This is a genomic window from Streptomyces sp. NPDC101225, assembly GCF_044767585.1.
Taxonomy (GTDB): Bacteria; Actinomycetota; Actinomycetes; order Streptomycetales; family Streptomycetaceae; genus Streptomyces.
In genome coordinates this window covers 387,505-405,168 of record NZ_JBIWOE010000004.1, presented here as the reverse complement: position 1 = coordinate 405,168, position 17,664 = coordinate 387,505, and the positions used below count along the sequence as shown (strand labels likewise).

Below are 17,664 nucleotides of genomic sequence, written 5' to 3'. Positions count from 1 at the left end.
CGGGTGGCGGCTACTGGTCGGAGGAGAAACGCACCGAGCCCGCGGGGATGCGGGCGTCGCACCACACCCGTGCTCCGTCGCGCAGTTCGTTGTCGGCGCCGACGACCGCGCCGTCGCCGATGACCGTGCCGGTCAGGACGGAGCGCTCACCCACGCGTGCGCGCGTGCCGATGAGGGAGTCGGTGATGACGGCGCCCGGTTCGATGACGGCGCCCGGCAGGATCGTCGAGCCGAACACCCGGGCGCCCTCCGCCACGAAGGCACCCTCGCCCACCACCGTGCCGCCGGTGAGCTTGGCGTCGGGGGCGACGCACGCGGTCGGCAGGACGAGCCGGTCGCCGCAGCGGCCGGGGACGGCGGGCGACGGGGCGCGGCCGAGCACGAGGTCGGCGGAGCCCCGGACGAACGCCGCAGGGGTGCCGAGGTCCAGCCAGTACGTCGAGTCGACCATGCCCTGCAGATGGGCTCCGGCCGCGAGCAGGCCCGGGAACGTCTCGCGCTCCACGGAGACCGGGCGGCCCGCCGGGATCGTGTCGATGACCGAGCGGCGGAAGACGTACGCCCCCGCGTTGATCTGGTCGGTGACGATCTCCTCGGGGGTCTGCGGCTTCTCCAGGAAGGCGAGGACGCGGCCGGTCTCGTCCGTGGGGACCAGTCCGTACGCGCGCGGGTCGGTGACCTTGGTCAGGTGCAGGGAGACGTCGGCGCGGGTCTTGTCGTGGATGTCGACCAGGGCGCGGATGTTCAGGCCCGTCAGGATGTCGCCGTTGAAGATCAGGACCGGGTCGTCGGGACCGGAGTGCAGACGGGAGGCGACGTTGCGGATGGCGCCGCCGGTGCCGAGGGGCTCCTCCTCGGTCACGTACTCGAGGTGGAGGCCGAGGGCCGAGCCGTCGCCGAAGTGGGGCTCGAAGACCTCGGCCAGATACGACGTGGCGAGGACGATGTGGTCCACGCCCGCCGCTCTCGCTCTCGCCAGCTGGTGGGTGAGGAACGGGACGCCGGCCGCCCGGACCATGGGCTTCGGTGTGTGGACCGTGAGCGGCCGCAGCCGGGTGCCCTTGCCGCCGACCAGGAGGATCGCTTCTGTCACCTGTCGTCTCTGCTTCCTGCCGGGACCGGCCGAACTGTCTTTCGGCCGGCCAGTGTATGCAGATCGTCGTGTGGCGCCTTCGACGGCCGTGCGGTGCTGCGCGGTTCCACCCGGTGTCCCCCGATGGCGTGCACGTGGTCCTCGTGCGCCCCGCCCAACTCCCGCGCGCCGTCCGGGGTGCGGCCCTAGCGCCCCTGGTAGCGCGCGGCGGTCGAGCGGGCCGTGCCGAGCTTGCGGTAGAGCTGGGTGCCCGGACAGGCCGTGGCGAAGCCGTCACGGTGCCCGGAGATCACCTGGAGACGTACGTTCTTTCCCTTTCGGTAGAGATTGCCACCACTCGACGTCAGATACGCCTTTCCACGCGGGTTGGCACCGTAGAGACCGAGTTTCCAGGCGGTGAGGCGGGAGATGGCGCGCAGCGCGGCCGCGGGCGGCTTGTGCGAGCCGAAGCTGCCGAGGACGGCGACTCCCATGCTGTTGGTGTTGAAGCCGAGGGTGTGGGCGCCGTAGACGGCCTTCGCCACGCCCCCGGCACGGCCCTCGTAGATGTTTCCGCACTTGTCGACGAGGAAGTTGTAGCCGATGTCGCGCCAGCCCATGCTCTTGACGTGGTAGCGGTAGATACCGCGGATGACGGAGGCGGCCTGCGAACAGCGGTATCCGTTGCCGGACGAGGTGTGGTGGACGAACGCCACCTTGACCTTCTTCGTGTAGACGAAGCCCTTCTCGCGCAGCTTCTCGTCCGCGCCCCAGCCGCGGCGCGTGATGATCCGGGGACGCGGGCCGATGTACGGCTTGGCGCGCTGAGCGGCCGTCAACTCGGGCTCGCCCAGGGTCCGCAGCTCCCGCTCGGTCGCGGCGCGGCTCAGTTCGGGGATCTCGGTGGCGCCGAGCGGGGCGACGTCGGCGTTGGCGGCGGAGGCGGCCAGCGCCTCGGCCGGCTCGGCGCCGAGGGTTCCGGTACGGGGCGCGGCGCCCGGGGTGCCGGGCGCCCCGCCCTGCCCGCCGGGGTCCACGAGTTCCAGACGCAGCCCCGACGGGAGCGCCGCGGCGCCCGAGGCGGCGCGGGTGCGGGGTGCCGGCGCCTTCGCGGGGGCCCCGCTCTCGGCCCGGACCCGGACCTCGACCCCGTCCGAGTCCCCCACCCACAGCGGTGCGGTGGAGCCGCGGACGCGGCCCGAGGCGCGTTCGGCGGCGCCCGGGTCGGCCGCGTCGTCGTTGTGGGTCTCGAGGTCCTGCCAGCCGGACCAGACGCCCGAGCCGGTGGCGCGCGTGCGGACCTGGACGCGGCCGTGCAGTTCGGTGTCCGGGTCGTCCCACACGACCCCGACCATCGAGAAGCGCCGTACGTCCCGGCGGGTCAGGCCCAGTTCGCCGGCGGCCGGGGAGCCGATGGCGCGGGCGAGCGCGCCGAGCGGCCGCAGCGGCAGCGACCGGGTACTGCCGGGAAGGTCGTACCGGGCGGCGGCCGCCACGGAATCCGCGCGGCTCGCGGTCGCCGCGGCGGCGGGCAGGGTCGGCGGCAGGACGAGGGCGGTCGCACAGGCGACGCCGATCGAGGAGACGATCGAGGAGGCGAGGAGTCGACGCATAATCATGATCTTGCGCAAAGTCAGACATATCTGTCCATCCGGGAATTGACGGACCGTCGGCTGCCGTTCGCCCGAACCGGTGGCGACGCCGGGCGGTGCCCGACCGGGCGCCCGCGTACGCTTGCCCGGGTGAACGCCACCGACCGCACCCCTGCCGACCTGCTGAGTTCCGCGCTCGCCGCGGACCCCGCGCGCCCCCTGGTGACCTTCTACGACGACGCCACGGGCGAGCGCGTCGAACTGTCCGTGGCCACCTTCGCCAATTGGGTGGCCAAGACCGCGAACCTCCTCCAGGGCGACCTGGCCGCCGGGCCCGGCGACCGGGTGGCGCTGCTGCTGCCCGCGCACTGGCAGACGGCCGTGTGGCTGCTGGCGTGCGCGTCGGTGGGGACGGTCGCGGACGTCGGCGGCGATCCCGCGGCGGCCGACGTCGTGGTGAGCGGGCCGGACACGCTGGACGCCGCGCGGGCCTGCCGGGGCGAGCGGGTCGCCCTCGCGCTGCGGCCGCTGGGCGGACGGTTCCCGCAACCGCCGTCGGGCTTCACCGACTACGCCGTGGAAGTGCCGGGTCAGGGGGACCGGTTCGCGCCCTTCGCGCCGGTGGATCCCGACGAGCCGGCGCTGATCGTGGCCGGGCGGGAGTTCAGCGGGGCGGAGGTCGTCGAGCGGGCGGTCGCGGAGGCGGCGGAGCTCGGGCTGACCGGGCCCGGGGCCCGCGTCCTGTCCGGGCTGCCGTACGACACGTGGGACGGGCTGAACGCCGGGCTGTACGGGCCGCTCGCCGTCGGGGGGTCGGTGGTTCTGTGCCGGCATCTGGAGCGTGCGGGCGAGGAGGCCGTCGCCGGGCGGATCGAGAGTGAACGGGTGTCGGTGGTGCGCCGCCCGTAACGGGCGGGGGCGGCCGCCGGCCCGCGGGAGCGGGTTCGTCGTGGCCCGTCGCGCCCACGCGGCGGAGCCGCGGACCGGCCGCGTGCCCCCGGGACGAGGAGAACCGCAGTCACCCGTTCGGATCAGCAGCGCCCGCCCCCGCGCTCGCCACCGGGGCATGGTCGTAGAACCAGCACGTTCATACGCCATGAGGGGTGGAGCGGCACGTGAAAGGGCTGAGACGACCGGTGCGCCCGCGGCGGCGGTGGCTGCGGTACGGGGGGATCGCCGTCGCCGTGCTGGCCGCCGGGACCGCCGGGGGCGGGTGGGTGCTGTACCTGAAGCTGAACGGCAACATCACGCCCGACGAGGCCGCCGCCCGCGAACTGGCGCGGTACGAGAAGGAGCGACCCACCTCGCTCGTCAAGGACGCGCAGAACATCCTGGTGATCGGCTCGGACTCGCGCTCCGGGAACGGCAACTCCCGCTACGGGCGCGACTCGGGGACCGAGCGGTCCGACACCACGATCCTGCTGCACCTGTCCAAGGGGCGGCACACCGCCACGGCGATCTCCCTCCCCCGCGACCTGATGGTGGACGTGCCCTCGTGCCTGCGCGCCGACGGGAGCCGCTCCGATCCGGCCTTCACGATGTTCAACTACGCCTTCGCGGTGGGCGGTTCGGCCTGCACCATCCGGACCGTCGAGAAACTCACGGACGTGCGCGTCGACCATCACGTCGTCATCGACTTCCACGGCTTCAAGGAGATGGTCGACGCCGTCGACGGCGTCCAGGTCTGCCTGAAGCAGCCGATCGACGACAAGGACGCCAAGCTGAAGCTGCCCGCGGGACGGGTCACGCTCGACGGCGAGCAGGCCCTCGGCTACGTGCGCGCCCGCAAGACCCTCGGCAACGGCAGCGACACCGACCGGATGGAGCGCCAGCAGCGATTCCTCGGCGCGCTCGTCACCAAGGTGCAGAGCAATGACGTACTGCTGAATCCGGTGAAGCTCTATCCCGTGCTGGACGCCGCCACGTCGTCCCTCACCACCGACCCGGGTCTGGCGAGTCTGCGGGGTTTGTACGAACTCGTGCGCGGCGTGCGCGACATCCCAGCGGAACGCGTGCAATTCCTCACGGTTCCGCGCGAGTCGTACGTCCACAACGCAAATCGCGACCAACTCGTGGAACCCGAGGCGGAAAAGCTGTTCGAACGGCTGCGCACGGACGCGCCGTTGGCCGTCACCAGGTCCGGGCGGGATTCCGATGCGAAGAGTCGCAATTCGACCACGAAGGGCGACGGAAACTCCGACGGAAAGCGCCCCTACCGGCCCGGAACATCCGTTTCGCCCGCTCCGACGTTCAGCGGGAACACCGCCGCCGAGGACCGGTGCACCTAAAGCGAACACCAAGGCGACGAACAGCAGCCCCAAGAAAGTTCCGGGAAATGGGCGGATTGCCCCCTTGTAGGGACGTGGAATTTGTCACCGACGTCGCTTGGCGCTGAACTGGGCGGATAGTGTGAGCGATCCGGTGCACCCAACCGCGACTCTTCCTGGGGCCGTGCACTGCGAGACCATGACCAGAGCGCCTTTGAGGGGGAAGGCGCCGCGTGGCGCAGACGGAGGATTCGGACAACCGTGGACGCGCAAAGCCGTGGGCGGGCGGACAACGTCGACCCCGCAGACCAGTGGGTGCTCAATCCGAACACCGGCGAATACGAACTGCGACTGAACCCTTCCACACCGCGATCGACGGTTCCAGGACCGCGCAGATCCGCTCCTCGCGCAGGAGACCCGGCCCGGTCCCGCGGCGCGAGCCCGCAGGCCCCCGGCCGTGACGTACCGCCGCAGCGCCGGCGCCGTGCCGTGCCCGACGAGCCGCCGCCCGGCCGGCGCGGCCGCCGTCCCGCGAAGAAGAAGTCGAAGGCGAAGAAGGCCCTGATGTGGACGGGCGGCGGCATGGCGTTCGTGCTGCTCGCCGTGGCCGGCGGCGCCTACCTCTACATCAAGCACCTCAACGACAACATCACGTCCGTCTCCGACGACGGCGCGAGCACCGGTGGCTTCAGCAAGGGCAAGGCGATCAACATCCTGCTGATCGGCACCGACAAGCGCACCGGCAAGGGCAACACGAAGTACGGCGACTCCGGCAGCGTCGGGCACGCCGACACCACGATCCTGCTGCACGTCTCCAAGGACCGTTCCAACGCAACCGCGTTGAGCATTCCGCGCGACCTGATCACCGACATCCCGGACTGCCCGACCGAGCAGGAGGACGGCACCCAGAAGGTCATCCCGGGAACCACGGGCGTCCGTTTCAACACCAGCCTCGGCCAGGACGAGCGCACGCCCAGCTGCGTCGCCCGCACCGTCACGGAGCTGACCGGGATCACGCCGGACAACTTCATGGTCGCCGACTTCAACGCGGTCAAGACGCTGACCACGGCGGTCGGTGGCGTCGACGTGTGTCTCGGCAAGGACATCAACGACCCGGACTCGCACCTGAATCTGAAGAAGGGCATGCGGCACATCGAGGGCGAGACGGCCCTCGCCTTCGTCCGCACCCGGCACGCGGTCGGCTTCGGCGGCGACCTGAGCCGGATCACACTGCAGCAGCAGTTCCTCAGCGCGCTGATGCGCAAGCTGAAGTCGAACGACACGCTCACCAACCCGGCGAAGATGGTGAAGGTGGCCGAGGCGGGCACCAAGGCGCTGACCGTCGACTCCAACCTCGACAGCATCGGCAAGCTGAAGGACCTCGGCCTGGAGCTGGGCAAGCTCAACCCGAAGAACCTGACGTTCACCACCGTGCCGGTGGTCGACAACCCGGCCGAGAAGGTGAAGGCGACCGTCGTCCTCAACGACACGAAGGCCCCGCAGGTCTTCCAGGCGATCAAGAACGACATCTCCTTCACCGCGGTCAAGCAGGAGAAGAAGAAGGAGGCGGCCTCCGTGGCGGCCCGCCTCAAGGGCAGCAAGTCGGCCGCCTCCGAGGTGCGCGTGCGGATCCTCAACGGCGGCGCCGCCGCCGGCAGCGCGCAGGCGGAGCTGGAGTACCTGCAGAACCAGGCGGGCGTGCTGAAGTCCGAGAACGCGGGCAACGCCGACTCGGCGCTCAGCAGGACGACGCTCGAGTACGCCCCGGACCAGGCCGACCAGGCGCGCCGGCTGGCCGCCATCATGGGGCTGTCCGGCGCGGCCCTGAAGCCCGGCAAGAGCGTGACCAACGCGCAGGGCCTGCCGACGATGACCCTGACCCTGGGCAAGGACTTCGGGGAGGCGGGCGAACCGCTCACGGCGGCGACCAAGGCGCCGGACGTCGACAAGTCCACGGCGGACAAGGTGGAGTGCGCCAAGTGACCTGAGCGGACAAGGTTCGCCGCGCCAAGTGACCTCACGGGCCTGTCGTGCGTCTAACAGGACGCATGGCAGGCCCATGCGTCGGCGCAAGGGTGGGGAGGACGGGGGATGACACGGAGCGATGTGCGCAAAGAGGCACCTCGACCGGACGTTCGGCGCGGTGGCGGCCGGGAGGCGGCGCGGGCCGGGGACAGGACGGGAAGCGACGCGGACCACGGCGGGCACCGCCGGCCGCGGGGGCGGGGACCGCGGCGCAAGCACCGGGTGCTCAGATGGTCCGCGACGACGCTCGCGGTACTGATACTCGGCACGGCCGGCGCCGGATACCTGTACTACCGCCACCTCAACGCCAACATCCAGAAGGGCGAGCGCAGCAGCGGGGACGCCAAGGCCCGGCAGGCCGAGCCGAACGCGGCCGGCCAGCGGCCGCTGAACATCCTGCTCATCGGCTCGGACAGCCGCAACTCGGACGAGAACGTGAAGCTGGGCGGCAGCAGGGACAACCGCGGCAACCCGCCGCTCGGCGACGTGCAGATGCTCATCCACCTCTCCGCGGACCGCAAGAGCGCCGCGATGGTCAGCATCCCGCGTGACACCCGGGTCGACATCCCCCGGTGCACCGACCCGGACACCGGCCGGACCTACCCGGCGACCAACGACATCATCAACACCTCGCTGGCACGCGGCGGAGCGGGCTGCACCCTGGCCACCTGGGAGAACCTCACCGGGGTCTACATCGACCACTGGATGACGATCGACTTCGCCGGTGTGGTGCGGATGGCCGACGCCATCGGAGGCGTCGACGTCTGCGTGCGGCAGAACGTGTGGGACCACCCGACGGCCGCCGTGCCCGGCGGCTCCGGCCTGAAGATGACGGCAGGCACCAGGAAGATCAAGGGCAAGCAGGCGCTGCAGTGGCTGCGCACCCGGCACGCCTGGGGAAGCGACCCGATGCGGGCCAGGGCGCAGCACATGTACCTCAACTCGATGCTGCGCACGCTGCGGAAGCAGAACGTCTTCACCGACACCGGCCGGCTGACCGACCTGGCCGAGGCGGCCACCAGGTCGCTGAAGGTCTCGGAGGAGATCGGCACCGTGAAGAAGCTCTACGACCTGGGCATGCAGCTCAAGTCGGTGCCCTCGGACCGCATCACGTCGTTGACCATGCCGAACGTCGAGGACCCCAAGGACGCCAACCACCTGCTGCCGGACGGCGCCGGCGCGGCGAAGGTGTGGCAGATGCTCCGCGACGACGTGCCCTTCGACGGCAAGGGCAGGGAAGCGGCCGGGAAGAAGGGGAAGCAGGAGGCGACGAAGGCCCCTTCGGCACCGGACGACCGGATCGGCGTCCTGGTGCAGAACGCCACGGGCTCCGCCACGCTCGCCCCGGTCCCCGGGCGCGCGGGCGCGGTCGCCGGGGAACTCGTGCGCAAGGGGTTCGCCCGGGCGGCCAAGGACACGACGGCGGGGCTCCGCGAGGGCAGGACCGTCGTCCGCTACCCGACCGCCGAGCTGGAGGGCGACGCGCAGCGCGTCGCCAAGTCGCTCGGGATTCCGCTGAGTTCGGTGCAGAGGTCGACGGACGTCTCCGGCGTCACGCTCGCCGTCGGAGCCGACTGGCGCGCCGGCGCGTCGTACCAGCACGCCGAGCCCGAGGGCGACGGCCTGCCGAGCAGTGCCGACTCGATCAACGGCTCGGACAGCAGTCAGTGCATGGACGTGTACGCGCCCTACCGCTGGTAGCGGGTGGTGGCGGGCGAACCGCCACGCAGGCCCACAGCATTCTCCTATCTGGCTGCACAATGATGAGGCGCGCTCGCGTTCGGATGTCGCACGGACGACGCAGAGGCGGCGCGCCCTCCCGCTCGACCCGTCCGGGGGGACGGGTGCCCGGGAGGTCGGACAGTCCGCGGCGGACTACACGGTCGCCGGCAGGTGACCCGAAGGGTCCGTGGTGCGGCCCGTCGGGCGCGGCACGGAACCGGTGCGGGCACAGGGGTGGGAGGGCAGCAGGGTGGCGCGGAGCAGTGTGCGCGGACAGGAGCCCGCGGCCGGGGACACGACGTCCCCCGGGCCGCGGGGCGGGGAACGGCCGGACGGCGGGGCCGGGCGCGGGAAGGGCCGTGCGGACGGCGACCGCAGACGCCGCAGACGCCGCGCCCTGCGCTGGTCGGCGACGGTGCTGGCGGTGCTGATACTCGGCACGGCGGGGGCCGGCTATCTCTACTACCGCCACCTCAACGGCAACTTGAAGAAGTCCGACCTCAACCTCGGCGACGCGAAGGACAGGGCGCGGAAGCCGAAGGCCAACGCGGCCGGGCAGACCCCGCTGAACATCCTGCTGATCGGCTCCGACGCCCGCGACTCCAAGGAGAACCAGAAGCTCGGCGGCGCCAAGGACACCTTCAACACCGCGCCGCGCGCCGACGTCCAGATGCTGCTGCACCTCTCGGCGGACCGCACCAACATGTCGGTCGTGAGCATGCCGCGCGACACCCTGGTCGACATCCCCAGGTGCACCGACCCCGCCACCGGCAAGGTCTACGGGGCGCTCACCTCGACGATCACCAACGACTCCCTCGGCCGCGGCGGCCCCGGCTGCACGGTGGCGACCTGGGAGAAGCTGACGCACATCCACATCGACCACTTCATGATGATCGACTTCGCGGGCGTGGTGTCCATGGCGGACGCCATCGGCGGCGTACCGGTCTGCGTGGACGCCAACATCCACTCCAGGTCCGCCGACGGCCACGGCTCGGGCCTGAAGCTGAGGAAGGGCACCACGTACGTCAAGGGCGTGCAGGCCCTTCAGTGGCTGCGCACGCGGTACGGCTTCGAGGACAACACGGACATCGCCCGGGCCAAGGCCCAGCACCAGTACATGAACGCCATGGTCCGCCGGCTGCGCGAGAACGCCACGCTCGCCAGTCCGAACAGGCTGCGCCGTCTCGCCGAGACGGCCACCGGCGCGCTGACCGTCGACGACGGTCTGGGCAGCGTGGCGAAGTTGTACGACCTGAGCCGGGAGCTGAGGAAGGTCCCCACCGCGCGCATCACCATGACGACGATGCCCTGGCAGTACTCCGCCACCAGCAGCGGCCGCGTGGTGCCCAGGCCCGGTGACGCGGACCAGCTGTTCCGGCTGGTGCGTGAGGACATCGCGCTGGACGGCAAGGACAAGAAGAAGTCCGCCGCCTCCGCGGCGTCCACGGACCCGGCCGCCGCGGACGACCGGATCGCCGTACGGGTGCAGAACGGCACCCGGTCGAGCACGCGGGCCGCGGCGACCGGGCGGGCGCACGCGGTCGCCGAGCTGCTCGTCGGCAAGGGGTTCACCGAGGCGCGGGCCGACTCCTCGGCGGTCCCCGGCGAGGAGAAGACGGTGATCCGCTACCCGAGCGCCGGCCTGGAGGGCGACGCCCAGCGGGTGGCGAAGGCGCTCGGGGTCCCGGAGTCGGCGGTGGAGAAGTCCGCGGACGCCGACGGGGTGACGCTGGTCGTCGGCGCCGACTGGCGCTCCGGTACGGCCTACACGGCCGCGAAGGACGAGGACAGGACCCCCGACTCCGCGCAGGCCATCAACGGCTCGGACGAGAAGCAGTGCATGCACGTCAACCCGGGCTACACCTGGTAGTCCGGGTCGACGCAGAAGGCACCCCACCGCCCCCGGTGCTCAGTTGGAGGTGAGCACCGCGGGGCGGCGGGAGGCGATGACCTTCTTCGCCAGGGCCCTGGGGCTGGTCAGGAAGCCCCAGCCCCAGGACATGTGCATGGTCGCGAGCGCCACCGGGATCTGCAGGCGTGCCTTCAGCGGCAGGCCCCTGCCCGCCGGGAGGGAGCCGAGGGCGATCGCCGCGAGGTAGCCGCCGGGGATCACGAAGCCCCACGGGGTCAGCGCCGCGCCCGCCACGAGACCGGCCGCGATGGCGCAGACCGCCGTCGGCGGCGCGAGGTAGCGCAGGTTGATGGAGCCCTCGTGGTAGCGGGCGACGACGTGCCGCCAGCGGCCGTAGTCCTTGTACTGCCTGGCCAGTGCCTTCACGCTGGGCCGCGGCCGGTAGGAGACCTTCAGCTCCGGCGAGAACCAGATCAGCCCGCCCGCCTCGCGTATGCGGAAGTTCAGCTCCCAGTCCTGGGCGCGGATGAACTCCTCGTTGTAGCCGCCCTGTTGCTCCAGCGCCTCGCGCCGGAACACCCCCAGGTAGACCGTCTCGGCCGCGCATGCGGCGCCGCCCGTGTGGAAGACGGCGTTGCCGACCCCGATCTTCGAGGTCATGGCGGCGGCGACGGCGTGCTCCCAGTCACTCTCGCCCTCGGCGTGCATGATGCCGCCGACGTTCTGCGCGCCGGTCTCCTCCAGGAGCCGTACGGCGGTGGCGATGTAGTCGGGCGAGAGCATGCCGTGGCCGTCGACGCGGACGACGACCGGGTGGCGGGATGCCTTGATCGCGGCGTTCAGGGCGGCTGGGGTGCGCCCGGTCGGGTTCGGGACGGTGTGGACGCGCGGGTCGTCGCGGACGAGTTCGGCGGCGATCTCGTCCGTACGGTCCGTGGACGGACCGAGGGCGATCACGACCTCCATCTCGCCGGCGTACTCCTGCGCGAGGATCGCTTGGACTGCTCCGCGCAGATGCCGCTCCTCGTCGAGGACGGGCATGATCACAGAAACGGCGGGGAGCTGCACGTCGGGATTGGCGTTCATCGCCCGTTACGTTACCGCGAACGGGGGACACCTTTGCGCCCCGCCGGGGCGGTGGCCCGGGCCGCAGATCGTATGGGCCTACGGTGCTCACGATCCCACGTACGGCCGACGCCGGAGGTGTCCCCCTTGCCCACGCAGCCTCGGTCCGCCGCGCCCGCCCGTCCGCAGCGCCGCACCCAGCCGCCCCGTACGCCCCCTCAGCGCGGGCCCCGGCCCGCCGTACGGCGGAAGAAGCCGCGCTGGGCCATGCGCGCGGCCACGACCCTGTCCGTCGTGGTGCTCGCCTCGGCCGGGATCGGGCACGCGGTCGTCACCAGCCTCGACGCGGACATCGCGCGCGTCGACCCGTTCAAGGACATGAAGAACCGCCCGCAGGCCGGGCACGGCATGAACGTCCTGCTGGTCGGGACGGACGGCCGCGACCGGATCAGCGACGAGGAGCGGCGCCGGTACCACCTGGGCGGTGCCCCCTGCCACTGCACCGACACGATCATGATCGTGCACATCTCGGAGGACCGGGAGCGGGCGAGCGTGGTGAGCCTGCCGCGCGACTCGTACGCCGTGACACCCGCCCGCGTCGACGCGGGGACCGGCAGGCGGATCCCCGCCCACCCGATCAAGATCAACGCGGCGTACGCGGAGGGCGGCCCGAACCTCACCGTCCGGATCGTCGAGGACATGACGCATGTGAAGATCGACCACTATCTGGAGGTCGACTTCACCAGCTTCATGCGGACCGTGGACGTGCTCGGCGGGGTGCAGATCTGCACGGCCACCCCCCTGAAGGACTCCTACACCGGACTCGACCTGCCCGCCGGAACGCACCGGCTCACGGGCGGCCAGGCCCTGCAGTACGTCCGCGCCCGCCATGTCGACGGGGCCTCCGACCTCGGCCGGATGAAGCGCCAGCAGCGCTTCCTGGCGGCGCTGGTGGACCGGGCCACCTCCTCCGGCATCCTGCTGAACCCGATGAAGTTCCGGGACGTGACGCGGGCGGTGCTGGGGTCGGTGCGCGCGGACAAGGGCTTCGGCACCGACGAACTGCTGGACCTCGGGCGGGCGATGCGGAACTTCTCCCCCTCGTCCTCCGAGTTCGCGACCGTGCCCATCGGGCAGATGAAGTTCGTCGTGAAGGGCGTCGGCGAGACGCTGAAGTGGGACACCGCCAAGGCGGACCGCCTCTTCAGGTCCCTGCGCGACGACAAGCCCCTGGCGGCGGGCCCGGCCCGGCCCGCGGCCGTGGCGGTCGAGGTGGCTCCGCAGCAGATCCGGGTCCAGGTGGAGAACGGCACGGCCACCGACGGGCTGGGCAAGCGCGTCGACGCGGCGCTGGCGGCGGCGGGCTTCCGGACGACCCGGGCACCGGTGAACGCGGAGGACCGCACCCTGAGGCGGACGGTCGTCGCCTACGACCCCGGCTGGGACCGCTCCGCGAAGTCGCTGGCGGCCGCGCTGCCCGGCAGCGAGCTCAAAGCGGTCAAGGGGCTCGGCCCGACGCTGAAGGTGATCGCCGGGTCCGACTTCAAGCAGGTCCGCACGGTGCGCGCGGAGGACGGGTACCTCGGGGAGTCCGGGGTGGTGACGGGAGACCAGGTGGCGTGCCCGTGACGGAGCCGGGCGGCGGCCCGCGGCGCCGTGCCCGCCTCAGTCGTCGAGGCCCTCGGCCGCGCGCTTCTCCCGCAGCTCCATGATCGCGCGCCGCCTCGCCAGCCGGTGGGTGCGGCGGATCTGGGCCTCCTGGCAGCGGCGCCGGTCCTTCTCCGTCTCCGGGCGCACCGGCGGTACCGGGCGCGGTGTGCCGTCGGCGTCCACGGCGGCGAAGACCAGATAGGCGGAGCCGACCTGGGTGGGCGGGGTGGACTCGTTCCAGCGCTCCGCGAGGACCCGTACGCCGACCTCCATCGAGGTGCGGCCGGTCCAGTTGACCTGGGCCTTGACATGGACGAGGTCCCCGACCCGGACGGGCTCCAGGAAGGCCATCTCGTCCATGGAGGCGGTGACGGCGGGGCCGCCGCTGTGCCGGCCGGCCACCGCGCCCGCCGCGTCGTCCACCAGCTTCATGATCACGCCGCCGTGCACCGTGCCCAGAAGGTTCGTGTCGTTGTGGGTCATGATGTGGCTGAGCGTGGTCCGGGACGCCGACGTGGGCTTGCCCGGGATCTCCGGAGTGTCCGCTTCCACGGCGGGGGCCTGGTCTGTCATGGCCTCCACCTTATGCCGAGGTGACACCTGCGGACTTTGTGTTGGGTTCGCAACAGCCGTGCCCTGATTTTCCTACGACCCTTGTAAAGGACCAGCCCACTCCCGGCACACTTGGGCGCATGAACGATTGGCCCGAGGCATGGTCAGACGACAACCGCAACCGGTACGGGCGCGGCAGCGCGAGCGCACAGCCTGACGGTGCGCGGGCGATGCGGCAGGTCCGCCGGCCCGCCTCGGGCGCGTACGGGGACCCCGGTCCCTCCGCACCGCCCTACGGCGGGCGGGTGCCCCAGCAGCCGGGGTACGTCGACGGCAACGGACACGACGGCTACGACGACGGCTACAACACCGGCCGCGTCTACGGCGGCGGTCCGGGCGGCCCCGGCGACCAGGGCGGCGTTCGGCCGCGGCCGAACTGGCGGCGCCGTATCAAGTGGACCGCGATCACCCTGGTCACGGTGCTGGTGGTGACGTCGGTCGCCACGTACTTCTGGGCCGACTCCAAGCTGAACCGCGACGTCGACCTCTCCAAGGTGATCGACCGGCCGTCGGCCGGCGCCGGCACCAACTACCTGATCGTCGGCTCGGACAGCCGCGAAGGTCTGTCCAGCGAGCAGAAGAAGCAGCTGCACACCGGTTCCGCGGAGGGCAAGCGGACCGACTCGATGATGATCCTGCACGTCGGCGCCAACGGCGACACCCTGATCTCGCTGCCGCGCGACTCGAACGTGACGATCCCCTCGTACAAGGGGTCGACCTCCGGCAAGACCTACCCGAACACGGGCCGGCAGACGAAGCTGAACGCCGCGTACGCGGAGGACGGCCCGACCCTGCTCGTGCGCACCATCGAGTACAACATGGGCCTGCACATCGACCACTACGTGGAGATCGGCTTCGCGGGCTTCGCCAACATCGTGGACGCGGTCGGCGGCGTGACCATCGACATCGACAAGGGCTTCAAGGACAAGTACTCGGGCGCCGACTTCAAGGCGGGCAAGCAGACGCTCAACGGCGACGAGGCCCTGGCCTTCGTCCGCACCCGGCACGCCTTCGCCGCCTCCGACCTGCAGCGCACCAAGAACCAGCAGAAGTTCCTCTCCGCGCTGGCGCACCAGGTGGCGACCCCCTCGACGGTCCTGAACCCGTTCAAGCTCTACCCGACGCTGGGCGCGGGCCTGGACTCCCTCACCGTCGACAAGGACATGGGCCTGTGGGACCTGGCCTCGATGTTCTGGGCCATGAAGGGCGTCAGCGGCGGCGACGGCACGTCGATGAACATGCCGATCTCCGGGTCCACCGGCGGCAACCTCCTCTGGGACAAGGCGAAGGTCAAGACGCTGGTGAACGAGCTGAACAACGACCAGAAGGTCACGGTCTCGAGTGAGTGACGGCAGCAACGGCCGCAGACCGCCCTTCGGGGCGGTTCTGTGCGATGTGGACAACGTGATCCGGTCCTACGACTCCTCCCGCCTCCAGGCGCTGGAGCGCGTCGCGGGCATCGCCGAGGGCACCACGCAGAAGGTGGCGTTCGCACCGCAGACGGTGGAGCCGCTGCTGCTGGGTGAGATCACCTCGCAGGAGTGGGCCGAGGCCATCGCGGAGGGTCTCGCCGGGCTGGTGGCGGAATCGCAGGTGGCGTACGAACTGGCGCTCGCCCTGATCGAGTCGCCCTTCCGTGCGGACGAGGAGGTCGTGGCGCTGCTGCGCCGCGCCCGCGTCCGGGTGCCGCTGGTCCTCGTCTCCAACGCGGCCCTGGAGCTGGAGTCCGACCTGCACTCCATGGGGCTGAGCGACCTCGCCGACCACGTCGTCAACAGCGCCCGCGTGGGTCTCGCCAAGCCGGACCCGCGCATCTACCGCCTGGCCGCGGAGCTGGCGGGCACGCCCCCCGAGCGCTGTCTGTTCGTCGACGACGGCGAGGAGAACGTCATGGCGGCGGCCGCCCTCGGCATGCGGGCCGTGCACTTCCGCGAACCGGCCGACCTGAAACGGGCGCTGGAGCCGCTGTTCGCGTGAGGAGCCGGTTCACGGACGTGCGGTCGGCGAGGCTCACATCGTGGCGCCCGCCATCGCGCGGCACATCCCGGCGCAGCGGCGACACGCCTCGGCACAGCGCATCATCTGCGGGTCGTCCGGCATGGTCGTACACGCCTCGGCACACATGTCGCACGCCTTGGCGCACAGCGCGCACATCTCGGCGGACATCGGCGAGCGGCGCATCATCATGTCCGCGCACATCCGGGTCGTCTCGGAGCAGTCGATGAGCGCGCGCATGATCTGCATCTGAGCCTGACCGCCCATGCTCTGCATGCAGGAGCTCATGGTCTCCTCGCACATGCTGTGGCACGTCATGCAGGCCTCGACGCAGTCCTGCATCTCCTTGCTCATGGCGCTCATGGGTCCGGTCTGGGTCATGGCTCCTCCAGGGAGGAAGGGGGCCCGGGGCGGGTCCCGTGCCCTTCCGTCCTACGCCCGCCCGAGACCGGGCGCCATCGGGCGGACCCGAACAATCCGCTACGAATTGCCCGTCACCGAAGCGACAAAAGCCCCCGGAATCACTCCGGGGGCCGGGCTGTCGCCGGGGCCGGCCGGCTCCGGGGCCGCGGGTTACGGCAGGTTGCGCGCCATGACGATGCGCTGGACCTGGTTGGTGCCCTCGTAGATTTGGGTGATCTTGGCGTCGCGCATCATGCGCTCGACCGGGTAGTCACGGGTGTAGCCGTAGCCGCCGAGGAGCTGCACGGCGTCCGTGGTGACCTCCATCGCCACGTCCGAGGCGAAGCACTTGGCGGCCGCGCCCTGGAAGGTGAGGTCCTTGTCGCCGCGCTCGGAGGCGGCCGCGGCCTGGTAGGTCAGGGCGCGGGCGGCCGAGATCTTCATGGCCATGTCGGCGAGCATGAACTGGATGCCCTGGAAGTCGGCGATCGGCTTGCCGAACTGCTTGCGCTCCTGGACGTAGCCCTTGGCGTAGTCCAGGGCGCCCTGGGCGACGCCGAGGGCCTGGGCGGCGATGGTGATGCGGGTGTGGTCCAGCGTCTTCATCGCCGTGGCGAAGCCCGTGCCCTCCTCGCCGATCATGCGGTCGGCCGGGATGCGGACGTTGTCGAAGTAGACCTCGCGGGTCGGGGAGCCCTTGATGCCGAGCTTCTTCTCCGGGGCGCCGAAGGAGACGCCCTCGTCGGACTTCTCGACGACGAAGGCCGAGATGCCCCTGGAGCGCTTGGCGGGGTCGGTCACCGCCATGACCGTGTAGTAGTCGGAGACGCCCGCGTTGGTGATCCAGCGCTTCACGCCGTTGAGGATCCAGTGGTCGCCGTCGCGCACGGCCTTGGTCTTCATGCCGGCCGCGTCCGAGCCGGCGTCCGGCTCGGACAGGCAGTAGGAGAACATGCCCTCACCCTTGGCGAGCGGGGTCATGTACTTCTTCTTCAGGTCCTCGGAGCCGGAGAGGATGACCGGCAGCGAGCCCAGCTTGTTCACGGCCGGGATCAGGGACGAGGAGACGCACACGCGCGCCACCTCCTCGATCACGATCACGGTGGCGAGGGCGTCGGCGCCCGCGCCGCCGTACTCCTCGGGCACGTGCACGGCGTGCAGGTCGCCGGCGACCAGCGCTTCCAGCGCCTCCTGCGGGAAGCGGGCCTCCTCGTCCACCGCGGCCGCGAACGGCGCGATCTTCGCCTCGGCCAGTGAACGGATCGCGTCGCGGAGCATGTCGTGCTCCTCGGACGGGCGGTACAGGTCGAAGTCAGCCGATCCGGCCAAGGTCTCTCACGCTCCAAGGACGCTTGATGACGAACGGTGGTGATGGCGCTCATTACTGTTAAGTAACTCAAATTTTAGAGG

14 protein-coding genes are annotated in these 17,664 nt (G+C 71.1%); 8 read left to right on the top strand and 6 right to left on the bottom strand.

Annotated features, from left to right (window positions below; translation table 11 throughout):
• Window positions 1-10 precede the first annotated feature (10 nt).
• Together ACIRPX_RS08655 and ACIRPX_RS08650 are read right to left on the bottom strand one after the other, a co-directional pair.
• Window positions 11-1,093 carry a sugar phosphate nucleotidyltransferase gene (locus tag ACIRPX_RS08655; RefSeq protein WP_404190192.1) on the bottom strand — a complete coding sequence of 361 codons (1,083 nt, stop codon included), beginning with the start codon at window positions 1,091-1,093 and terminating at the stop codon, window positions 11-13.
• Between the two features lie 185 nt (window positions 1,094-1,278).
• Complete coding sequence (locus ACIRPX_RS08650; RefSeq protein WP_404190189.1) at window positions 1,279-2,685, bottom strand: peptidoglycan recognition protein; 1,407 nt, start codon at window positions 2,683-2,685, stop codon at window positions 1,279-1,281.
• A 129-nt stretch (window positions 2,686-2,814) separates the two neighbouring features.
• On the opposite strand from ACIRPX_RS08650, the gene ACIRPX_RS08645 reads away from it, so the two are divergent.
• The 5 genes from ACIRPX_RS08645 (at window position 2,815) to ACIRPX_RS08625 (ending at window position 10,548) form a co-directional block, all read left to right on the top strand.
• Window positions 2,815-3,573 carry a TIGR03089 family protein gene (locus tag ACIRPX_RS08645; protein WP_404190186.1) on the top strand — a complete coding sequence of 253 codons (759 nt, stop codon included), beginning with the start codon at window positions 2,815-2,817 and terminating at the stop codon, window positions 3,571-3,573.
• 206 nt (window positions 3,574-3,779) lie between these two features.
• Window positions 3,780-4,952 (top strand): LCP family protein, encoded by a 1,173-nt coding sequence (locus tag ACIRPX_RS08640; protein WP_404190183.1) that lies wholly within the window; start codon window positions 3,780-3,782, stop codon window positions 4,950-4,952.
• 240 nt (window positions 4,953-5,192) lie between these two features.
• Window positions 5,193-6,914 (top strand): LCP family protein, encoded by a 1,722-nt coding sequence (locus ACIRPX_RS08635; protein WP_404190180.1) that lies wholly within the window; start codon window positions 5,193-5,195, stop codon window positions 6,912-6,914.
• A gap of 108 nt (window positions 6,915-7,022) precedes the next feature.
• Window positions 7,023-8,657 carry an LCP family protein gene (locus ACIRPX_RS08630; protein ID WP_404190177.1) on the top strand — a complete coding sequence of 545 codons (1,635 nt, stop codon included), beginning with the start codon at window positions 7,023-7,025 and terminating at the stop codon, window positions 8,655-8,657.
• Between the two features lie 271 nt (window positions 8,658-8,928).
• On the top strand, window positions 8,929-10,548 hold the full coding sequence (locus ACIRPX_RS08625) for an LCP family protein (RefSeq protein WP_404190175.1): 1,620 nt from the start codon (window positions 8,929-8,931) through the stop codon (window positions 10,546-10,548).
• 39 nt (window positions 10,549-10,587) lie between these two features.
• Here ACIRPX_RS08625 and ACIRPX_RS08620 read toward each other — a convergent pair whose 3' ends face one another.
• Window positions 10,588-11,616 (bottom strand): glycosyltransferase family 2 protein, encoded by a 1,029-nt coding sequence (locus ACIRPX_RS08620; protein ID WP_404190172.1) that lies wholly within the window; start codon window positions 11,614-11,616, stop codon window positions 10,588-10,590.
• Window positions 11,617-11,688: 72 nt separating this feature from the next.
• On the opposite strand from ACIRPX_RS08620, the gene ACIRPX_RS08615 reads away from it, so the two are divergent.
• Window positions 11,689-13,224, top strand: coding sequence for an LCP family protein (locus ACIRPX_RS08615; protein ID WP_404190169.1), 1,536 nt, complete (start codon window positions 11,689-11,691; stop codon window positions 13,222-13,224).
• 36 nt (window positions 13,225-13,260) lie between these two features.
• Here the strand turns inward: ACIRPX_RS08615 and ACIRPX_RS08610 are convergent, their stop codons facing one another.
• On the bottom strand, window positions 13,261-13,818 hold the full coding sequence (locus ACIRPX_RS08610; RefSeq protein WP_404190166.1) for an acyl-CoA thioesterase: 558 nt from the start codon (window positions 13,816-13,818) through the stop codon (window positions 13,261-13,263).
• Between the two features lie 119 nt (window positions 13,819-13,937).
• Here ACIRPX_RS08610 and ACIRPX_RS08605 point away from each other — a divergent pair, with 119 nt between their 5' ends.
• Both ACIRPX_RS08605 and ACIRPX_RS08600 read left to right on the top strand, forming a co-directional pair.
• Entirely contained in the window at window positions 13,938-15,206 is a 1,269-nt protein-coding gene (locus ACIRPX_RS08605) for an LCP family protein (RefSeq protein ID WP_404190163.1), read from the top strand.
• Window positions 15,199-15,834 (top strand): HAD family hydrolase, encoded by a 636-nt coding sequence (locus ACIRPX_RS08600; protein ID WP_404190160.1) that lies wholly within the window; start codon window positions 15,199-15,201, stop codon window positions 15,832-15,834. The genes ACIRPX_RS08605 and ACIRPX_RS08600 overlap by 8 nt, the downstream gene beginning before the upstream one ends.
• Before the next feature lie 33 nt (window positions 15,835-15,867).
• On the opposite strand, the gene ACIRPX_RS08595 is transcribed toward ACIRPX_RS08600, so the two are convergent.
• The gene (locus ACIRPX_RS08595) at window positions 15,868-16,233 is read right to left on the bottom strand and encodes a four-helix bundle copper-binding protein (RefSeq protein ID WP_404190157.1); all 366 of its coding nucleotides are present in this window, start codon (window positions 16,231-16,233) and stop codon (window positions 15,868-15,870) included.
• Window positions 16,234-16,425: 192 nt separating this feature from the next.
• Window positions 16,426-17,583 carry an acyl-CoA dehydrogenase gene (locus ACIRPX_RS08590; protein ID WP_404190154.1) on the bottom strand — a complete coding sequence of 386 codons (1,158 nt, stop codon included), beginning with the start codon at window positions 17,581-17,583 and terminating at the stop codon, window positions 16,426-16,428.
• Window positions 17,584-17,664: the final 81 nt, after the last annotated feature.

Excerpts from the sequence above, each read along its gene's own strand:
- ACIRPX_RS08605 (WP_404190163.1), top strand. The coding sequence starts at position 13,938 with ATGAACGATTGGCCCGAGGCATGGTCAGACGACAACCGCAACCGGTAC.
- ACIRPX_RS08620 (WP_404190172.1), bottom strand. The coding sequence starts at position 11,616 with ATGAACGCCAATCCCGACGTGCAGCTCCCCGCCGTTTCTGTGATCATG.
- ACIRPX_RS08595 (WP_404190157.1), bottom strand. The coding sequence starts at position 16,233 with ATGACCCAGACCGGACCCATGAGCGCCATGAGCAAGGAGATGCAGGAC.
- ACIRPX_RS08615 (WP_404190169.1), top strand. The coding sequence starts at position 11,689 with ATGGGCCTACGGTGCTCACGATCCCACGTACGGCCGACGCCGGAGGTG.
- ACIRPX_RS08650 (WP_404190189.1), bottom strand. The coding sequence starts at position 2,685 with ATGCGTCGACTCCTCGCCTCCTCGATCGTCTCCTCGATCGGCGTCGCC.
- ACIRPX_RS08630 (WP_404190177.1), top strand. The coding sequence starts at position 7,023 with ATGACACGGAGCGATGTGCGCAAAGAGGCACCTCGACCGGACGTTCGG.
- ACIRPX_RS08610 (WP_404190166.1), bottom strand. The coding sequence starts at position 13,818 with ATGACAGACCAGGCCCCCGCCGTGGAAGCGGACACTCCGGAGATCCCG.